A 16,471-nucleotide genomic window follows, 5' to 3' on the forward strand; every position below is an offset into this window, starting at 1 on the left:
CTGTTAAATGAACGTACGAGTACGAAAAGAAACTTTAATGAAAATGAACTTGCAAACATTTGCGACGTTAAATATTTTTGATTTGGTTCAAGCGCCTAATGTAGCAACTTATTGGGCAGAAAAAACCAATGAAACTCAACCCTATTTGGGAGAAGAATTATTCCCTATGGATAAGCAGCTAGGAATGAAATTGTCTTGGTTGAAAGGGAAAACTGGATCACCAGTAGCGTTGCGTCCTTCAGCTCTTGATGCTGATGTGATCCCGCGCGGACGTGCAGGCTTTGAAGAATTAATTGAGAAAATGATTTTCTTCAAGGAATCATACTACATTGACGAAGAATTGCGTCAACAGTTGCAAATGGTTAACCAAACTAACAACAAAGAATACCAGGACGTTTTACTTAATCGTGTATTCGATGATGTTGCGGATTTACTTCGTGGAGCTGCTGTGCGTCGCGAAATTATGCGCATGCAAATGCTGACAACAGGGACAATTAAAATCAACGAAAATGGGCAACAGTACAATATTGATTATGACTTACCTGCTGGGCATAAGAAAAAAGCTGCTACTAAATGGTCTGATATTGAAAATGCTGATCCTGTAGAAGATATTGATGTTGCCGTAACGGCAATGAAAGAAGACGGTGTGACTCCTGCGCGTGCTGTTTTAAACAGCAAAACGTTCCGTTACCTCCGCCAGAATGCAGCAATCAAGGCGACAATCTTAGGCAACAACGCGAATGCTCAAGCTGCTAAACTTTCGAAGCAGTCTCTTCTAGACTATATTTCAGAAGAATTTAACTTGGAAATTGTTGTTTATGACAAGGTGTACACGGACACATCTGGAACACACAAGTTCATTCCTGACAATATTTTTGTGTTATTGCCAGCAGAAACTTTGGGTAAAACATGGTTTGGTACAACACCTGAGGAAGCGGACTTGATGTCTAGTCCAAACGTTGCGAATGTTTCTATTGTGGATACAGGCGTTGCAATTACAACGATGAAGAAAGCAGACCCAGTAAACGTCGAAACGAAGGTATCCATGATTTCCTTACCTTCATTTGAACAATCAGAGGCTGTATGTATTTTAGATGTGGGGGAGTAATTATCCCCGCTACAGGTTTAACTTTATCACCTAAAACATCAACAGCAGTTGCGGGGACTGCTGGGAACAGACAATTGACGGTTGCGGTATTGCCTGAAAAAGCGACAAATAAAAATGTTGAGTTTTCAATCCAACCAAACACTGAGGGGTTAACAGTTTCTGATAACGGACTAGTAACTTGGACAGACGCTGTTCCGGCAGGTGTCTATACTACCACAGCAACAACGGTGGATGGATCATTTAAAGATATCCATACATTGACATTAGCAGAACCGGAGGGTTAGTCATTTGACTAGCCTTTTTATTTTTGAAAGGAGGCAGTCATGGACGAAACCTTGGAAGAAGTGAAACGATCGCTCGAAGTTGATGATGAGGAGCTGGATAAGCAATTAATCGATTTTATCAAACGAATCTCAAGCCAGTTGTGTGTACGCTTGGGCTTCTTAGAGAGCGTTCCTGAGGTATTAAACTACATTGTTGTCGAATGCACCATTAAGAGATTCAACCGCAAAGGTGATGAAGGAATGAGTTCCTATAGCCAAGAAGGCGAGTCTATTACTTATGGAAAATTATTGGATGAGTTCGAGGATGATATAACAGCCTATAAAGATAAACAGAAAGAGAATACAGTACCTCGTAAAGGGGTGGCTCGATTCGTATGAGATATGAAACAGAAGTAACTTTCGTTATCAAAAAAGATGGCTATTACGATCCTGAGTTAGGAGAACATGTAGAACCAAGCTTAGATGAAAAATTAAAATTTGCTAACGTTACGGATTTAGGAACTGACAGATCGAAAGCGTTGTTCGGAGATATTAAACAAGGGGCTAAGGTCATTCGTCTATTACGTCCTTACAAAAAAGATTGGGATTACGTTTTAATTTTCAACAAGCTACGAAACCAAACTGATAAATTCGAGATTATCACCGAGCGTAACCTTCGATTGAAAAATACGTTTATTGTTCAGGAGGTGGCTGCAAATTGAAGGCTAGTCTTGGATTTAAAGGTATTGACCAACTAATACGACATCTTGAGAAAAAAATGACTCTGGAAGATGTGAAAAAAGTGGTTACCACAAATACTTCCGAAATGGCCAATCAGATGCAGAGGCGCGCTCCTGTTGATACCGGATTTATGCGGCGATCCATTACTCAGTCTATACTAGACGGTGGTTTTTCTGGGATGGTGACACCGACTGCTGAGTATGCACCCTATGTCAATTTTGGTACGAGATTCCAAGCTGCGCAACCTTTTGTCAGCAACGCTTTTAACTATCAAAAGATTAAATTTTTAGCGGACATGAGAGGGTTGGTAAGATAATGCAAAAACAACCGGATCAAGAATTATACGATGAAGTTTTCAAGGTTTGTCAAAGCTTAGGTTATGACGTTTTCACATATTTACCGCCAGACAAAACGCCTTATCCGTTTGTGTATATTGGCGAGTCTCAAGAACTACCGCAAGCGACTAAATCTGTTTTAGTGGGTACTGTTCAATTAAATATCCATATCTATGGATTGCACACCAAGCGCAAGCAGGTCTCAGATATGAAAGGCGCGATTCTGTGGGAACTTCGGAAACTAAGACAATCGAAAAACTTTAATTGGAAAATATCTAATAACCAAACGCAGCCACAAATGCTGCAGGATACAACAACAAATACTGCACTCTGGCATTGTGTAATACCGTTAGAGATGCGGTTTTACTAGGAGGGAAAAGCATGACAGTGATTCAAGGGAAAGACCGAATTTTGCTTGTTCGTCGTTTAGATGAAGCAGGTTCAAAAGATGCGACGAAGCCTTTATATCAAATTGAACACGAATGGGAGTATTCGCGTGACAATAAGTCAGAACAAACGAAAGACGGTAGTGTTCCTACCTCTGGTGGTTTGGAAGTGACTCTGGCGCTAAAAGGTCTTGCATCTTACGATGACGAAAATATGTACATGAAGAAATCAGTAGAAGACGGAGCTACGATGGAATTTTGGGATGTTGATTTGAAGGGTGAGAAACAAGAAGGAAAATATCCTGCAATCTATGGTCGTGGAAAAGTTGGTAAATGGAAATTACCAGCAAATGTTGAGGATTTGGTTGAAATTGAAACAGAAGCAACCATCGAAGGAACTCCAAAAGACGGGTTTGCCACCGTATCTGAATCAACAATTAAAGAGGCTCAATACGCATTCCAAGACACTACCAAAACAACTACTGAAGGTTAGACAAATAGTCTAGCCTTCTTTTTTAGGAGGAAATTATGAACTTTGATATTAATGGAAAAATCATTGATGTGAAATTTACCATTGGTGCTATTGAAGCGCTGGATCAGATGTATGAAGTCCACACCGGAGGGGCTTCTTTTGGAATGGGAATCAGTTCAGCGCTTGTTTATTTACAGCAATGTAATCCGGTCGTTCTGAGAAATATCATTATGGCTTTGCAAACAGACAATGCAAAAGTTGGCAAGTCTGAAATCGAAGCATGGTTAATAACTCAAGATATTGAAAAAATGTCGGGAGACTTAATAGCAGAGTTGGGGAAGCAGGATTTAACAAAAGCAATGATAAAAAAACTGAAAGCTCAGACACGAAAAGCAGCGAGCAAAAACTAAAAAAAAATAGTCGAGAATTCTATGAAGAATTAGCTTTGAATGCTTTTCGGTTTCTTGATTGTCAAACATTTGAAGAAGTTAACAAAATGACTATCAGAGAATATGAGCTTCGAATGCTCGCTTTCAACCTTTCGCAAGTAGACGAGGAAATGAAGCGGCATCAGCAAGCCTTTTTAAACGATGCGGTACGCGCAAAAAATAAAAAAGGCGAACCGATTTACAAACAATTTTCTGATTTTTACGACTACGAAGAAAGAATAAGAAATGTTCTTGAAGGGTCCATATTCGAACAAGAAATACTTAATGAAGAACGCAAACGAGAACTAACACAAGTAGCTAAACGCCTTCGTGAATTCAGAGAAGGGAGGGGGACGATATAGCAGAATCATTTTCAGTTGAAGCTTATCTGAAAGCCACAGACAGTGGATTTGTAAAAACATTTAAAGATGCTCAGTCTGCTGTCGAAACCTTCGAAAAAGATTCAAATAGCACGATGATGGCTGTCGGGTCAACCATGCAGACTGCTGGGAAATCAATGACAAAACTTCTTACTGTTCCCATTCTGGGTGCAGGAATAGCTGCTGCTAAGATCGGTGGCGACTTTGAAGAACAAATGAGCCGAGTAAAGGCGATATCTGGTGCTACAGGCAGTTCATTCGATCAGTTAAAGCAACAAGCAATTGATTTAGGTGCTAAGACTGCTTTCAGTGCGAAAGAGTCTGCTGCTGGTATGGAAAACTTGGCATCTGCTGGTTTTGATGCAAATGAAATCATGTCTGCCATGCCAGGTTTGCTTGACTTAGCAGCAGTTTCGGGTGGAGATGTCGCACTGGCATCTGAAAATGCAGCAACTGCACTGAGAGGGTTTGGACTGGACGCTAGTCAAGCTGGACATGTAGCCGATGTGTTTGCTCGAGCAGCGGCTGACACTAATGCGGAGGTCGCTGACATGGGGGAAGCAATGAAATATATTGCGCCAGTCGCAAACGCAATGGGCATTTCACTTGAGGAATCCGCCGCAGCGATTGGTATCATGTCTGATGCCGGGATTAAAGGATCACAAGCAGGTACATCTTTGCGTGGGGCTTTGTCTCGACTGGCGAAACCTACAGATCCAATGATTGCAAAAATGGACGAACTAGGTTTGAGTTTTTATGATGCAGAAGGAAACATGAAATCATTAAAAGATCAAATAGGAATGCTTCAACAAGCATTTAAAGGGTTAACGCCGGAACAACAACAAAATGCTTTAGTAACCTTGTATGGTCAAGAATCTCTTTCAGGAATGATGGCGTTGATTGACAAAGGACCGGATTCATTAGGGAAACTTACAAATTCTTTGAAGGACTCTAATGGCGCTGCTGATGAAATGGCTCGAACAATGCAAGATAATATGAACTCATCAATAGAACAAATGTTAGGAGCATTTGAATCTGCGGCAATTGTAATTCAAGGTATTATCGCTCCAGCAATTCGCGGAGTAGCCGATACAATCGGAGGATTGGTGCAAAAATTTGTTGATGCTCCTGAGCCAATTCAAAAGATGGTTTTAGTAATAGCTGGCTTAGTTGCCGCTATCGGGCCGCTCCTTTTTATCGGCGGTTCTATGCTTGTGTGGTTTGCAAAGCTGAAAGTAGCCGTTGGATTTCTATCAACTTCATTTCCAGCTTTGGGAGGCGTATTTACTGCGTTAACGGGGCCTGTTGGGATAATTATTGGAATCGTAGCGCTGTTAGTAGGCGCTTTTATATTGGCATGGAATACGAGTGAAGGATTTAGAAATGCAGTTACTGCTATTTGGGAATCGATAAAAAATACAATTTCTTTCGCTGTTCAAACTGTATCAAACACGATTCAGCGAATTTTCGGAGGGGTCGTTGCTTGGTGGAAAGCAAATAACGAGGAAATCGCAGCCGCAGTAGATGCTATTTGGAATGGAAAAATCGGACAATTTATTCGAAATGCTATGGGTGTGATCCAAGGTGTTATTGTAGGTGTTTGGACTGCTATCAAAGGTATTACGGAAGGTATATGGACAGCTATTTCGGGCGTGATTGAAGGGGCTTTGCGTGTGATTCAAGGCTTAATCAAATTTGTTCTCGGAGTGCTTTCTGGAGATTGGTCAATGGCTTGGGAAGGTATGGTAGAAGCGGCTTCTGGCATCCTGTATGGTTTGGGTGGATTAGTTGTAGGTGCACTTGAAGCGGTCATAGGAGTTGTGAAAGGCTTCTGGTCAGTATTTAAAAATGCTGGATGGAATCTAGTTAAGATGATAGCAGATGGTATCTGGTCAGCAATTAGTCTACCTGTAAAAGCAATAAAATCTGTGGTTTCAAAGGTTCGCCGATTCTTGCCATTTTCACCAGCAAAAGAGGGACCACTAAGCGATCTAGATCAATTGAATTTTGGCGGAACCATTTCAACGGGAATTTATTCTGGACAAAGTGAAATAAATCGAGCTATGGCTTCTGTAATGGATATCCCCGCGCTGAGTAACTTGAATGCTAGTTTAGGAGTGAAACATTCTATTACAACAAGAAATGAGAATCGAACTAACAAACAACCGGCAACGTTCAACGTCCGTTTAGGTAATCAGCAATTTAAAGCCTTCGTGGATGATATCTCACAAGCGCAAGGCCAAGAAATAGAAATTAACTTAGGATTTTAGAAGGAGGATGACACGTGCAAGAATGGGATAACCCGATGTATCAATTTAGGGACACAATAAAAATTTCTGATTACGATTCGTGGATTCCGACTTCTGCGATGATTTACGACAGTGTCATGTTTGAAAAAATTCTTCCAGGGTATCAAACACTTTACGTTGAAGGTCGGGAAATGTTGTCGATAGATATTGAATCAGAGAAAAAGAACGCGGGAGTTCATATATCTTCGCAACGCTTGCCTGAACGTATATTGACAGTGTTCTACAAATTGACAGAAGTTAATTCAGTTGAATTTCAGCGAAGCTTCAAAAAACTGATGGGTTTACTGTACCGGCAAAAAGATGTCGAGATTCATTTTAATGATGAGCTCGACACTTTTTATTTTGGTCGATATTCTGCGACGGATAAAGTTCCGGGAAATAAAAATAGCATCTCTTCAAGCTTTACTATCACTTGTTCAGATCCTCGGAAATATACTAAAGTCTTTGAGACAAACGGAGAAATATTTGAGTATTTGCCGTATGAGGTAACGCCAGATTCAATTAGTTTTGCGGCAACAAAGGATAGTTCAGTTCGAATCACTAATGGCCGACAGACAATCAGCATTTCAAATTCAGCTATCAAAAAAGGTGATAAAGTCGAACTGTTAATCACTGAAGGAAAAGTTTTAGTGAATGGCGAGAACAAGACGCGTATCCTTGATTTGACTAGTCCGTTCAAAGGCTTCAAAGTGAAAACAGGCGATGTGATCAAAAGTGACAACGGAAATCCTCTTGTACGATTTAGAGGTGCGTGGTTATGATGAATAAGGATATTTATTTCTTTGATGACAATCAAAAGCTTATAAAGATAATCAGTGATGAAAAACTCTTCTCGGTGGTTCAAGAAAAAGAGATCACACCAAATAAGGATGAGTTAATCAATGATAAGTTATCAGTAAGTACAGAATTTGATAAGGAAATTAAAGAATCAGTATATATGGCGGTTCGCGAAAGCGAGTCGTCTTTTTCTATGTACAAAATAGTAGGAACTGCTGATCCTGGCACATTGTTAATTTTTACTGGTGTCAACTTTGGACCGGATGAACTGGACGCATATATTATCAACGATATTCGACCTGCAAATGAATTTTTTCAAAAAACTATACAGAGAGTTATGGACTTTACTTTAGGAGAATGGAGAGTCGGTCATTTAGATTCAACTTTGCCAGCCGTTTCTACGACGTTCTATTATTGCAGCATCCGGGAGGCGTTAAAGAACCTACAGACTTTAGGTTGTGAAATTGTATTTAAATGCAACTTAAGTGGTGAAGGTATCACAGATAAATGGATTGAAGTTTATAAACAAATCGGTGAATACAGTAATGAACGTTATGAGTATGGAGACAAAGCGTTGGCGATTCAAAAAGAAGTAGATCGTAGCAATATCTACACTTCTTTAATCGGCCGTGGCAGAGGAGAAGAAGTAGGAGACGGTTATGGACGTCGAATTGAGTTTAATCAAGTCTATTGGTCGAAATCGAAAGGCGATCCATTAAATAAGCCAACAGGTCAAATCTATTTAGAGATTCCTGAAATGACCACCAAGTACGGTATTCCTACGAAAAATGGAAAACGTCGTAAGCGAGAGAAGGTCGTCATTTTTGAAGATTGTGAAGATCCTGTTGAGTTGATAAAACTTACCTATCAAGAGCTAGTGAATTGTTCCAGGCCTTTGGTTCAATTCAAAGCAACTATTTTCGGCGCGGATAGCTTAGGGAATATCATTCGAATTCATCGAGATGATCGCGGATATCATTACGAGACACGGATTTTCAGTGTGAAAATTGATCGATTAACAGGAAAGGTCGAAACAGGTCTTGGAGATAACTTAAACACCTCATCAACTAGGCAATCTTCAAACACTCAAAATGCTATACAGTCACTTGATGATAAGAAAATGACCTTTTATGAATCTACGGAAGTTTCCAAATGGCAGAGCGATATTATTCGTGGAGCAAAAGGCGGTTCGATCATTATGATGAATCCTTGGGATACTGGGAAAGGGACAAGTCGTCAACCCTATCAAATGGTGTGGATGAACGGTGATTCCATAGATACTTCTAATCATTTTCTCGTCGCAAATTCTGAAGGTATCGGATTTATTGATGGGAAATTCAACGAAGCTAATTTCAAGACTGCATGGACCATAGACGGTAACTTCAATGCGAATTACATCCAGTCTGGACGCATCCGAGCCGATATTTTTGAGACATCCTTCAATGCGTACGGTGATCAATTAAAACTGTCCAAAGGGGCTCTACAAGTTGTAAATAGTAATAAAAAAATCATGGAACTGACAAAAAAAGGGATGCAGTTTTGGAGTGGAAATAAAGAAATCGGAACTATTGGTACGACTGATTCAACGGGAAACCCTTTTCCGAATGCGTCGACACCGACACCGATTCCAGATAATGCGCTCGTTATTCGAACGGAAGGGAATGGGAAGTATATCCTGATATCCCCTAACAAGGATAAGGGTTTTGTTATGCTGGCGAACGGAACCACGATTCACTTTGGCGATTTGAACCTACAAGGAAAACTACGAGCTTTTGGTGATGTTTTAATTCAAGGTAAAACAGAGATATCCAAAGATTTAAAAGTGGGCGGCACAATTGATGCTAAGAAGATAACGGTTAATGGTCAAGAAGTGTTCCCAGGACAAGGTGGCGGTGGCGGAAATAACGGTGGCGGTAGTTGGAACGGCATGTATCCTCCAGAGGTGACCTCTCAAGCTGATAAGTTCGCTTGGGAACTTTGGACCATGCTCTTATCTAAAGGATATTCAAAAGCGGCTGCTGCTGGTATTTTAGGGAACGTCCAAGGTGAAGCGGGTGTTTCAATGAACCCGGATATCGCTCAAATAGGCGGCCCCGCTTACGGAATTGTTCAGTGGGATGGCTCAGCTTATCCTCTCGTGCCACCAGCTACTTATGACGGACGTACCTATGTTCAGAACTTGATGAGAGCCGCTGGCATCACGGAGGACTACAAAACCATGTCAGCTCAAGGAAACTTGCTTGATTGGACCATGTATAACGGCCAGTGGTTAGGAATTGTTCAACCGGGTACTCAATCAGGATTTAAGTCAATGACCGATCCTGGAGCTGCGGCATATACGTTTGAACGTAACTATGAACGTCCCGCAAATTCACATCCAATTAGACAACAGTGGGCAATCGAGTGGTACAACAAATTCAAAGATTTAAAAATACCCTCTGCAGGAGACATTGTGAAAGTAGCTCGAAGTTTCATTAATTGGTTTACGTATTCAATGCCTTTGCGCTGGAATTTTGGGAGTGTTGAAAATCCAGATATAAACGGAACAACAGACTGTTCCACATTTGTTTGGCTAGTGTTGACAAAAGCTGGATATAGAACCGCTCCGAGAGGAACAACTTGGTATACCGGTTCAATGACCGCAGATGCTAGGGGTGCAAGACAATACTTGACAGAAGTTTCTCCAAATGAAGCGAAAGCAGGAGATATTATTATCGTGAATTTAGGCGGTGGTGCAGGCGCAAACGGGCATACCGCTGTACTCGCAGAAGACTGGCATGGCTATACAACCGCGATTATTGAAAACGGCGGCTCTCAAGCATTACACGCGGGCGTTGGTAGGGTCGATCGTTCTTTCGGATACTTACTAAACGGCGGCGATGTTTGTCTAGCTCGCGCAAAGAAATAGAGGGGATATTTTGATAGAAGAAAAAGGACTAAATCATCTAAAACGATTAATGAATCAACCGATTGGAAACCACCAATGCTATGCATTAAGCGCTGAGTATGCGGGAGTAATGATCGGTCCTGACATGGGCGCTGGCACAAGGTATGAAGTGAAAGTGCGTGAAGGAAATATCTTTTCCGCTGCTGAAATTGGACGAGCGTATCGCTGGCCAATGTATCTCTGGACCGTAATCAATCATCCTGAATACGACCAGTTGGAAGTAGGCGCGATCATCAACTGGGAACGCAATGCACAAGTGAGTGAAACATTTATTGCTCACGATTATTTCGGCCATACAGGCGTGATCCGTGGTCTTGAAAATGGTCGTATTCAAACCTATGAACAAAATGCAGAATCAGGAGAAATCGTGGCAGAATATGACCGTCATTTTTTTGGGGCAGGGCAAATCGCATCCATTTGTATTCCGCCTGATTTTGAGAAGGGAGTGATTTTGGATGGCTAAATGGAATGTCACGTTAAGTACGACAGAGCCTTACAACTATGTTGGAATGATCAATGTTCGACAAGGCAATCGAAATACCGAGGTTATGGAGGCTGCAATTGTTGAAAATGGACGACCGTACGATTTGACTGGCTGTAAAGTTTATTTTGAATCGATCGTTGGTGAAAAATTTCCAGTGCAATTAGGTGCTAAAATCGTCGATGCGAAGAATGGAAAGATCCAGTACACCTTTGATCAGTACTCGATGCAATCGTTACACCGACAAACGGCTGACTTTATGATCATGAAAGGGACGGACGTGATTGGAACCACGCAAGACTTCTCCTACTTTGTTGTTAAAGCAGTCTCTAAAACAGAAGGTGAGATGGGTTCCTACTGGCAGTCTGTGGAAGACCTTATTGCCGATATGGCGGCTTTCATTAATGAAAACCAAGGAGACTTTACCGACTGGATGAATGCGCGCAAAAATGAATTTGAAAAATGGCGTGAATACCAACAAACGACTTTTGAAGCGTGGCGCAATGGGCAAGAAACGGACTATCTGACGTGGTTTGAATCCATCAAGGATATATTAAGATCTGTTGATCCAGGCGGCGTCATGCTATCGGAATTGATGGATGCACGTGTGGATATCAACGGTGTAAGGCATGATTCGATTACGAAGCGTTTAAAAGCAGATGCGGAATATCTCTATACCAAACTTCGAGAAACGCTATACACACTTCCTTATGGACACATTGAAGTAGTTGAGATACTGCAGGACGACGCCTTTTCTACTAATCATGAAGTTGAATTCATCAAAGACGTTCAATCAACAATTTCAGAAGGAGCGCTTGTGATCGCCACAGTAGATGATCCGAAGCAAAATGTGTTCAAGTTAGTAGAGGTAGGTGAAATTAAGTGACGGAAATTAAACGCATGATGGAAACGGATCAAGAGACCGGTGTAAAGTATCAATTTTTTCCGATGACTGACGTATCAGCCGTTTCAGGGCTTGAAAAAATGATCTCCGGTCAGTCTAAAGTGGTTTCTGTAAACGGAAAAATTGGTGCTGTCGTGATTACTAAATCCGATCTCGGTCTGGAAAATGCCATCACAAAATTACCTTACGCGAATGAATCCGAAGACGGTATCATTACTGCTGAGATGTATAAGAAGATCCTAAATTCTGGAGAAGGCGACTATGTACTTCCAATTGCTGGAGTAGATAAATTAGGCGGAATCAAACTAGGAGATCTCTTAGCAATTGATGAAGCTACAGGAAAGTTATCTGCAATTAAACAAACAGACAACAATTTTTCAACAGAACTGAAAAATAAATTGGATTCACTAAAAAATTATACTGCAGGAGAAAATATCACTATCACTGAAGATGGAGAAATTAGCTCCACTGGTGGATCAGGCAACTATGATTTGCCAACGGCTTCCGAATTTCAAAAGGGCGGTGTCAGAGTCGGTGACGGATTGACCATGACCGATGATGTTTTATCTGCCGATGTACAAATGAATTATCGTGCAGGAGCGAATATTTCCATATCAAATACCGGTTACATCAGCACACCCGGATTTGCGGAAGGCGGAGCGAATCAGGCCTATGTTGACCAAAAAGCTGCAGAAGCCTTTCAAAGCGCGCAAGCCTATACGAATTCTCAAATCGCTAATATAGGACCTGGTAAAGACGGAGTTGACGGCAAGTCCGCTTACGAGATAGCCGTTGCTGAGGGCTTCCAAGGGACGGAGGCACAATGGCTAGTTTCTCTTAAAGGAAAAGATGGTGCCAATGCAACAACTACTGAAGTGGCAACGGCAGATAAGAGTGGCCTGATGGCAAAAGAAGACAAACAAAAACTAGACGCTCTTCAAAGTTATACTTTTGAAGAAGTAGGGGAGGCAGAATAATGACAAAAATTGTGCAATTAAAAGACGGCGACGGGTATAAATACATCAAGACTCACGCGGACGCCATTGATGGCATTGACGGAAAATTGGTTAAAGCATCAGGGGATGAGAACATTTCTGGAAAGAAAAACTTTTTAAGTTCCATTTCTATTAATAGCAAAAGAGTACTAACAGTAGACGATTTACCATCCGATAGTGTTAATTTGTCAGTCGTTAATGGAAATTCTGGAAATGCTAGATTATACTGGCAAGGAAAGTCTGTCACCATCTATTTTACGGCACTAAATGGAAAAAGTGGTGGCGGAAATGATTCAACGATTTTAACTATTCCGGAAGGTTATAGACCACCGACTGGTTTTGAAAAGCTAATTGGATCTATTGACCGTTCGGCACTGAATTCAGCCCAAATATCAATTGGTGCAGACGGTGTTGTGAGATGGCGACGTAATTCTAATTACGCATCAGATTATACATTTGAAGTTACTTTCGTCAGGGCTTAAAGGAGGAGTATTTATGAAAATCGCATATAAACCGTTGGAACCTTTTGGCTTTGAACAGATCATTGTTGAAGATTCAGAAAAAATTCCAGTAGGCTGTACTGAAATTGAACCTCCAGTTCCGAGCTGGAAACCAAAATTTGATTTTAAAAATAATAGATGGATTGAAATGGCAACAGATGAAGAGAAGAAAGGTAGCGCTGTTGATGACGTCACCGAACTAGAGAAACTGAAAAGAGAAAACGAAGAGTTAAAAAAGGCGGCTGAAGAACAAGCAATTCAAATGACGGATACGCAACTAGCGATAGCCGAGGTTTATGAGATTTTGGTTCCTGCAAGCAAGGAGGCTAAATAAATGGCAAATATTTACGTCAATTTGATTCAGAAAGGTCTGAGAACTATTGAAGAAGTACCTAAAACAATCAGAAAAGAAGTGCAAGCAATCTTGGACGCAGAAATTGCGGATTAAGATTGCTTTTTATTTGCTCAGAAAAGAGGTGAATACAATGGCAGTAGTCTACGCGACGTTGATTATCAAAGGTAAGAAAACGATCGAACAAGTACCTGGTCTGATCCGCGAACAAGTGAGAGAGATCTTGGTGGATATGGATTTACCGGAATTGGCAGAGTAGCACACTTTCGAGTGTGCTTTTTATTTTGATTGGAAGGGGGAGCCAAGTGCATGGAACTAGAAGCACAAGTCAAACAGCATGAAGACAAACTGAATAAACATGACGAAGATATTAAACGATTGAATGAGCGATCCTTAGCAATGCAAAAAACAATGGATGAAAGTTTGATTCGAGTGGATGAATCAAATAAATACTTGCGTGAACAAAACACGGAACAGATGAAACAAAATAATGAAATTTTAAACGCAATACTGACACGGAACACGGATGCTGAGAAGCGTTCAGATGAATTAAAGAGACTAAATACGGAAAATCTTTGGAAAATGATTTTAGGTATTGGTGGGTCTGCAGCGGTTATTTTTGCGTTTATTATGGAGCTACTTAAATTTTTAGGAGGAAGATAAACATGGATCTATCTTTTATTACAGAAAACTTTGTACCAGTAATTGTTGTCGCGTGTTTGATCGTAGGCTACGTAATTAAAGCGACACCACTATTTAATAAATTGGCTAATTTATATATCCCATTGATCGTGGCGGTGCTAGGAGCTGCATTAGGCGCAGTAATGAATGGCGCCAGTGTGGAATCCATCGTCTATGGTGCAGTGAGCGGGTTAGCCTCTACAGGGTTACATCAAGTCTTTACAAAACTATTGAATTTAGGAGGGAATGACTAATGTTCGAAGAAGGAAAGTATGTCACAGCAATCGGCAGTTTTATTGTGAAAGAAATTGGTGACGAATTCGTTGAATTAGATTCTTTCGGAAAAGGTGGCGTAGAAGTCACGGATACCTATGTAGAAAATGGATTTTCGGAAATTACTTCGGAAGGGATCGAAAAAGAATTTGATGGATTTGCTGTTGGAGATTTTTTCAAGTTAAACGGGAAGTATAAAGTTCTCCGTTCGAATGACGTTTTTACGAAGGTTCAAGCAGGAGAATACATGTTATCTCTTCCCAATCATAAATTGATGGAGGTGGCTTAACATGCAATTAATGTCAGGTATTGCAGGCAGCCGTGGAAGAAATCCCTATGGAGTGGTTATCCACAATGATGCAGCTTCCCAAGGCGCTACTACTACTTTTTATAGAAATTGGTTGCCAAGTCATAATGCAGAGCTGGGTTTCGCCCATTGGTATGTTTGTAGTGACGGTATCTTACAAGTGGAGAATGAAGCAAACATGGCATGGCATACAGCGAATGCAAATGGGAATGCGAATTATATAGGGATTGAAGCTTGTCAATCTATGGGGAATCTAGACACGTTCAGAAATAATGAAGATCGTTCAGTAAAACTAGCTGCTGAAATTTTAAAACGCTATGGACTACAACCGAATAGAAATACGGTAATCTTGCACAAACAATTCTCAGCCACCGCCTGTCCGCATAGATCGGTATCGGTGCATGGAGATTGGACGATTATGCAAGATTATTTTATTGCTCAAATTCAAAAATACATGAATGGTTCTACACCAAATCCAGCGCCTAAACCTCAACCATCTGGAAATAAAAACGGCATTGCGATCGATAATATCACCAAAGATCAGGCGGTAAAAATGGTTCAACGTATTCAAACGAAATACGCCTGGACGTTGCTTCGTGACCAAGTGAAACGAGTGTTGCAGCCGAACAAAGTCTATACGCTGGTTATCACTTGCGATTCAAAATGGAAGTATGAGAATGCAGTCAACCGGTTGAAGCAAGAACTAAAATCATATTATCCAGGTTATGATCAGCGTAACATTGCAGTTCCTGATATGGATAAACCGATTATTCATATTGAGGCACGGAATTTGAATGATGTTCAAAGTAAGAAGATGGAAGGCCACATGCGCAACTTCTTGAAAGACATCTTACTAGATGGTCAAACATACGCAGAAGCGAATTCTTACGGAACGTACGATGTTCGCATCAAAGGGGAAGGCTTCAATGATCATGACGCGCCTATTGTATTGAAGGAGATTCAAGAGATGGGCAAAGCGAAGGATGTTGGAATTAATCCTGCGCATATTAAAGGATTTAAGTATTAGAATACGCTTGCAAGATATTAACAAAAGAGCTATTATGAATGTGTAAGTTTTGCCAGAACTTACTTCTTTTTCATAACTAAGTTTCATCTTTCAGCAACCAGTCGTGTGCAGGCTGGTTGTTTGTTTGTGTAGTGTATCACTTTTCCATGAGTGTATCATTTGCAAAGAAAACGATTTATGGGTAAGTTTATTGGGTTGGGAAGTCACTCGCCCATAAAAAAGGAGCGTCAGATACAGTCGTTTGGGGAAGCGGACTGTATCCGGCGTTCTATTTCTTTATTGTAACACGTTTAAAAAATAATAATACTTATTTAAAAGTACCCTTAGTTCAATAGGTAGAATACTCCGGTTCATATCGGAAGATGCGGGTTCGAGGCCTGTGGGGTACATAATCGCGAGTATATAATTGCTAAAATACTTTTCAATAATGACTAATAAAATAAATAGTTAGCTAATGGTGCTAAACTATGTTAAGCTTCATAAGTAATCGATTTTGAAATGTGATGTGGACTGTATATATTTAACCGTATTGAAATCCTTTTACTATCAACAATTAATTGCAAAAAAGAACGTACTTTGATACGTATCAGGAGGAAATACACATGAGTAACGGTACAGTAAAATGGTTTAACGCAGACAAAGGTTTTGGATTTATCACTGGTGAAGATGGCAACGACGTATTTGCACACTTTTCAGCTATCCAAGGCGACGGTTTTAAAACTCTAGAAGAAGGTCAAGCAGTGACTTTCGACGTAGAAGAAGGCCAACGTGGACCTCAAGCTGCAAACATTCAAAAAGCGTAATA

21 protein-coding genes, 1 tRNA gene and 3 pseudogenes are annotated in these 16,471 nt (G+C 40.7%); all 25 read left to right on the plus strand.

Going from position 1 to position 16,471, the window contains the following annotated elements; all coding sequences use genetic code 11:
* Positions 1-7 precede the first annotated feature (7 nt).
* Complete coding sequence (locus tag IGI66_RS01205; protein ID WP_086305853.1) at positions 8-1,108, plus strand: major capsid protein; 1,101 nt, start codon at positions 8-10, stop codon at positions 1,106-1,108.
* A complete protein-coding gene (locus IGI66_RS01210) occupies positions 1,084-1,392 on the plus strand; it encodes an Ig-like domain-containing protein (RefSeq protein WP_438847139.1) in 309 nt (102 codons plus the stop codon). The genes IGI66_RS01205 and IGI66_RS01210 overlap by 25 nt, the downstream gene beginning before the upstream one ends.
* A 39-nt stretch (positions 1,393-1,431) precedes the next feature.
* A complete protein-coding gene (locus IGI66_RS01215) occupies positions 1,432-1,770 on the plus strand; it encodes a phage head-tail connector protein (RefSeq protein WP_431380863.1) in 339 nt (112 codons plus the stop codon).
* Positions 1,767-2,093: a hypothetical protein gene (locus IGI66_RS01220; RefSeq protein WP_438847141.1), complete on the plus strand. Its 327-nt coding sequence runs from the start codon at positions 1,767-1,769 to the stop codon at positions 2,091-2,093. The genes IGI66_RS01215 and IGI66_RS01220 overlap by 4 nt, the downstream gene beginning before the upstream one ends.
* Positions 2,090-2,428: an HK97-gp10 family putative phage morphogenesis protein gene (locus tag IGI66_RS01225; protein WP_438847143.1), complete on the plus strand. Its 339-nt coding sequence runs from the start codon at positions 2,090-2,092 to the stop codon at positions 2,426-2,428. The genes IGI66_RS01220 and IGI66_RS01225 overlap by 4 nt, the downstream gene beginning before the upstream one ends.
* A complete protein-coding gene (locus IGI66_RS01230) occupies positions 2,428-2,817 on the plus strand; it encodes a phage capsid protein (RefSeq protein ID WP_438847144.1) in 390 nt (129 codons plus the stop codon). Before IGI66_RS01225 ends, IGI66_RS01230 begins: the two co-directional genes overlap by 1 nt.
* An 11-nt stretch (positions 2,818-2,828) precedes the next feature.
* Positions 2,829-3,326 (plus strand): phage major tail protein, TP901-1 family, encoded by a 498-nt coding sequence (locus tag IGI66_RS01235; RefSeq protein ID WP_438847146.1) that lies wholly within the window; start codon positions 2,829-2,831, stop codon positions 3,324-3,326.
* Between the two features lie 35 nt (positions 3,327-3,361).
* A complete protein-coding gene (locus tag IGI66_RS01240; RefSeq protein ID WP_028020750.1) occupies positions 3,362-3,715 on the plus strand; it encodes a tail assembly chaperone in 354 nt (117 codons plus the stop codon).
* An 86-nt stretch (positions 3,716-3,801) separates the two neighbouring features.
* Entirely contained in the window at positions 3,802-4,095 is a 294-nt protein-coding gene (locus IGI66_RS01245; protein WP_438847149.1) for a hypothetical protein, read from the plus strand.
* Positions 4,092-5,729, plus strand: a pseudogene (locus tag IGI66_RS01250) (phage tail tape measure protein); the annotation flags it as partial. The gene IGI66_RS01245 and the pseudogene IGI66_RS01250, both read left to right, overlap by 4 nt.
* A 668-nt stretch (positions 5,730-6,397) precedes the next feature.
* Positions 6,398-7,183, plus strand: coding sequence for a distal tail protein Dit (locus IGI66_RS01255; RefSeq protein ID WP_438847150.1), 786 nt, complete (start codon positions 6,398-6,400; stop codon positions 7,181-7,183).
* Positions 7,183-10,107, plus strand: a complete 2,925-nt coding sequence (locus tag IGI66_RS01260; protein WP_438849268.1) for a phage tail spike protein — start codon at positions 7,183-7,185, stop codon at positions 10,105-10,107. Before IGI66_RS01255 ends, IGI66_RS01260 begins: the two co-directional genes overlap by 1 nt.
* Positions 10,108-10,117: 10 nt before the next feature.
* Positions 10,118-10,609, plus strand: coding sequence for a CHAP domain-containing protein (locus tag IGI66_RS01265; protein WP_311828029.1), 492 nt, complete (start codon positions 10,118-10,120; stop codon positions 10,607-10,609).
* Positions 10,602-11,513 carry a phage baseplate upper protein gene (locus tag IGI66_RS01270; RefSeq protein WP_438847152.1) on the plus strand — a complete coding sequence of 304 codons (912 nt, stop codon included), beginning with the start codon at positions 10,602-10,604 and terminating at the stop codon, positions 11,511-11,513. Before IGI66_RS01265 ends, IGI66_RS01270 begins: the two co-directional genes overlap by 8 nt.
* Positions 11,510-12,013 (plus strand): annotated as a pseudogene (locus tag IGI66_RS01275) (hypothetical protein); the annotation flags it as partial. The gene IGI66_RS01270 and the pseudogene IGI66_RS01275, both read left to right, overlap by 4 nt.
* A 698-nt stretch (positions 12,014-12,711) precedes the next feature.
* A pseudogene (locus IGI66_RS01280) lies at positions 12,712-13,008 on the plus strand (BppU family phage baseplate upper protein); the annotation flags it as partial.
* A gap of 13 nt (positions 13,009-13,021) precedes the next feature.
* A complete protein-coding gene (locus IGI66_RS01285; RefSeq protein WP_438847153.1) occupies positions 13,022-13,360 on the plus strand; it encodes a hypothetical protein in 339 nt (112 codons plus the stop codon).
* A complete protein-coding gene (locus IGI66_RS01290) occupies positions 13,361-13,474 on the plus strand; it encodes a CD1375 family protein (RefSeq protein ID WP_270693211.1) in 114 nt (37 codons plus the stop codon).
* A 37-nt stretch (positions 13,475-13,511) separates the two neighbouring features.
* Entirely contained in the window at positions 13,512-13,637 is a 126-nt protein-coding gene (locus IGI66_RS01295; protein WP_301521357.1) for a CD1375 family protein, read from the plus strand.
* Positions 13,638-13,687: 50 nt separating this feature from the next.
* A complete protein-coding gene (locus IGI66_RS01300) occupies positions 13,688-14,041 on the plus strand; it encodes a hypothetical protein (protein ID WP_010780123.1) in 354 nt (117 codons plus the stop codon).
* Between the two features lie 2 nt (positions 14,042-14,043).
* Positions 14,044-14,313, plus strand: a complete 270-nt coding sequence (locus IGI66_RS01305) for a phage holin family protein (protein WP_438847156.1) — start codon at positions 14,044-14,046, stop codon at positions 14,311-14,313.
* Entirely contained in the window at positions 14,313-14,621 is a 309-nt protein-coding gene (locus tag IGI66_RS01310; RefSeq protein WP_438847158.1) for a hypothetical protein, read from the plus strand. The genes IGI66_RS01305 and IGI66_RS01310 overlap by 1 nt, the downstream gene beginning before the upstream one ends.
* Before the next feature lies 1 nt (position 14,622).
* Entirely contained in the window at positions 14,623-15,666 is a 1,044-nt protein-coding gene (locus IGI66_RS01315) for a peptidoglycan recognition protein family protein (protein WP_438847160.1), read from the plus strand.
* 317 nt (positions 15,667-15,983) lie between these two features.
* A tRNA-Met gene (locus IGI66_RS01320) sits at positions 15,984-16,055 on the plus strand.
* Between the two features lie 213 nt (positions 16,056-16,268).
* Positions 16,269-16,469 (plus strand): cold-shock protein, encoded by a 201-nt coding sequence (locus IGI66_RS01325; RefSeq protein ID WP_010781666.1) that lies wholly within the window; start codon positions 16,269-16,271, stop codon positions 16,467-16,469.
* The last annotated feature ends 2 nt before the right edge of the window (positions 16,470-16,471 follow it).

The organism is Enterococcus sp. AZ048 (assembly GCF_051715125.1).
GTDB classification, from domain to species: domain Bacteria; phylum Bacillota; class Bacilli; order Lactobacillales; family Enterococcaceae; genus Enterococcus_A; species Enterococcus_A gilvus.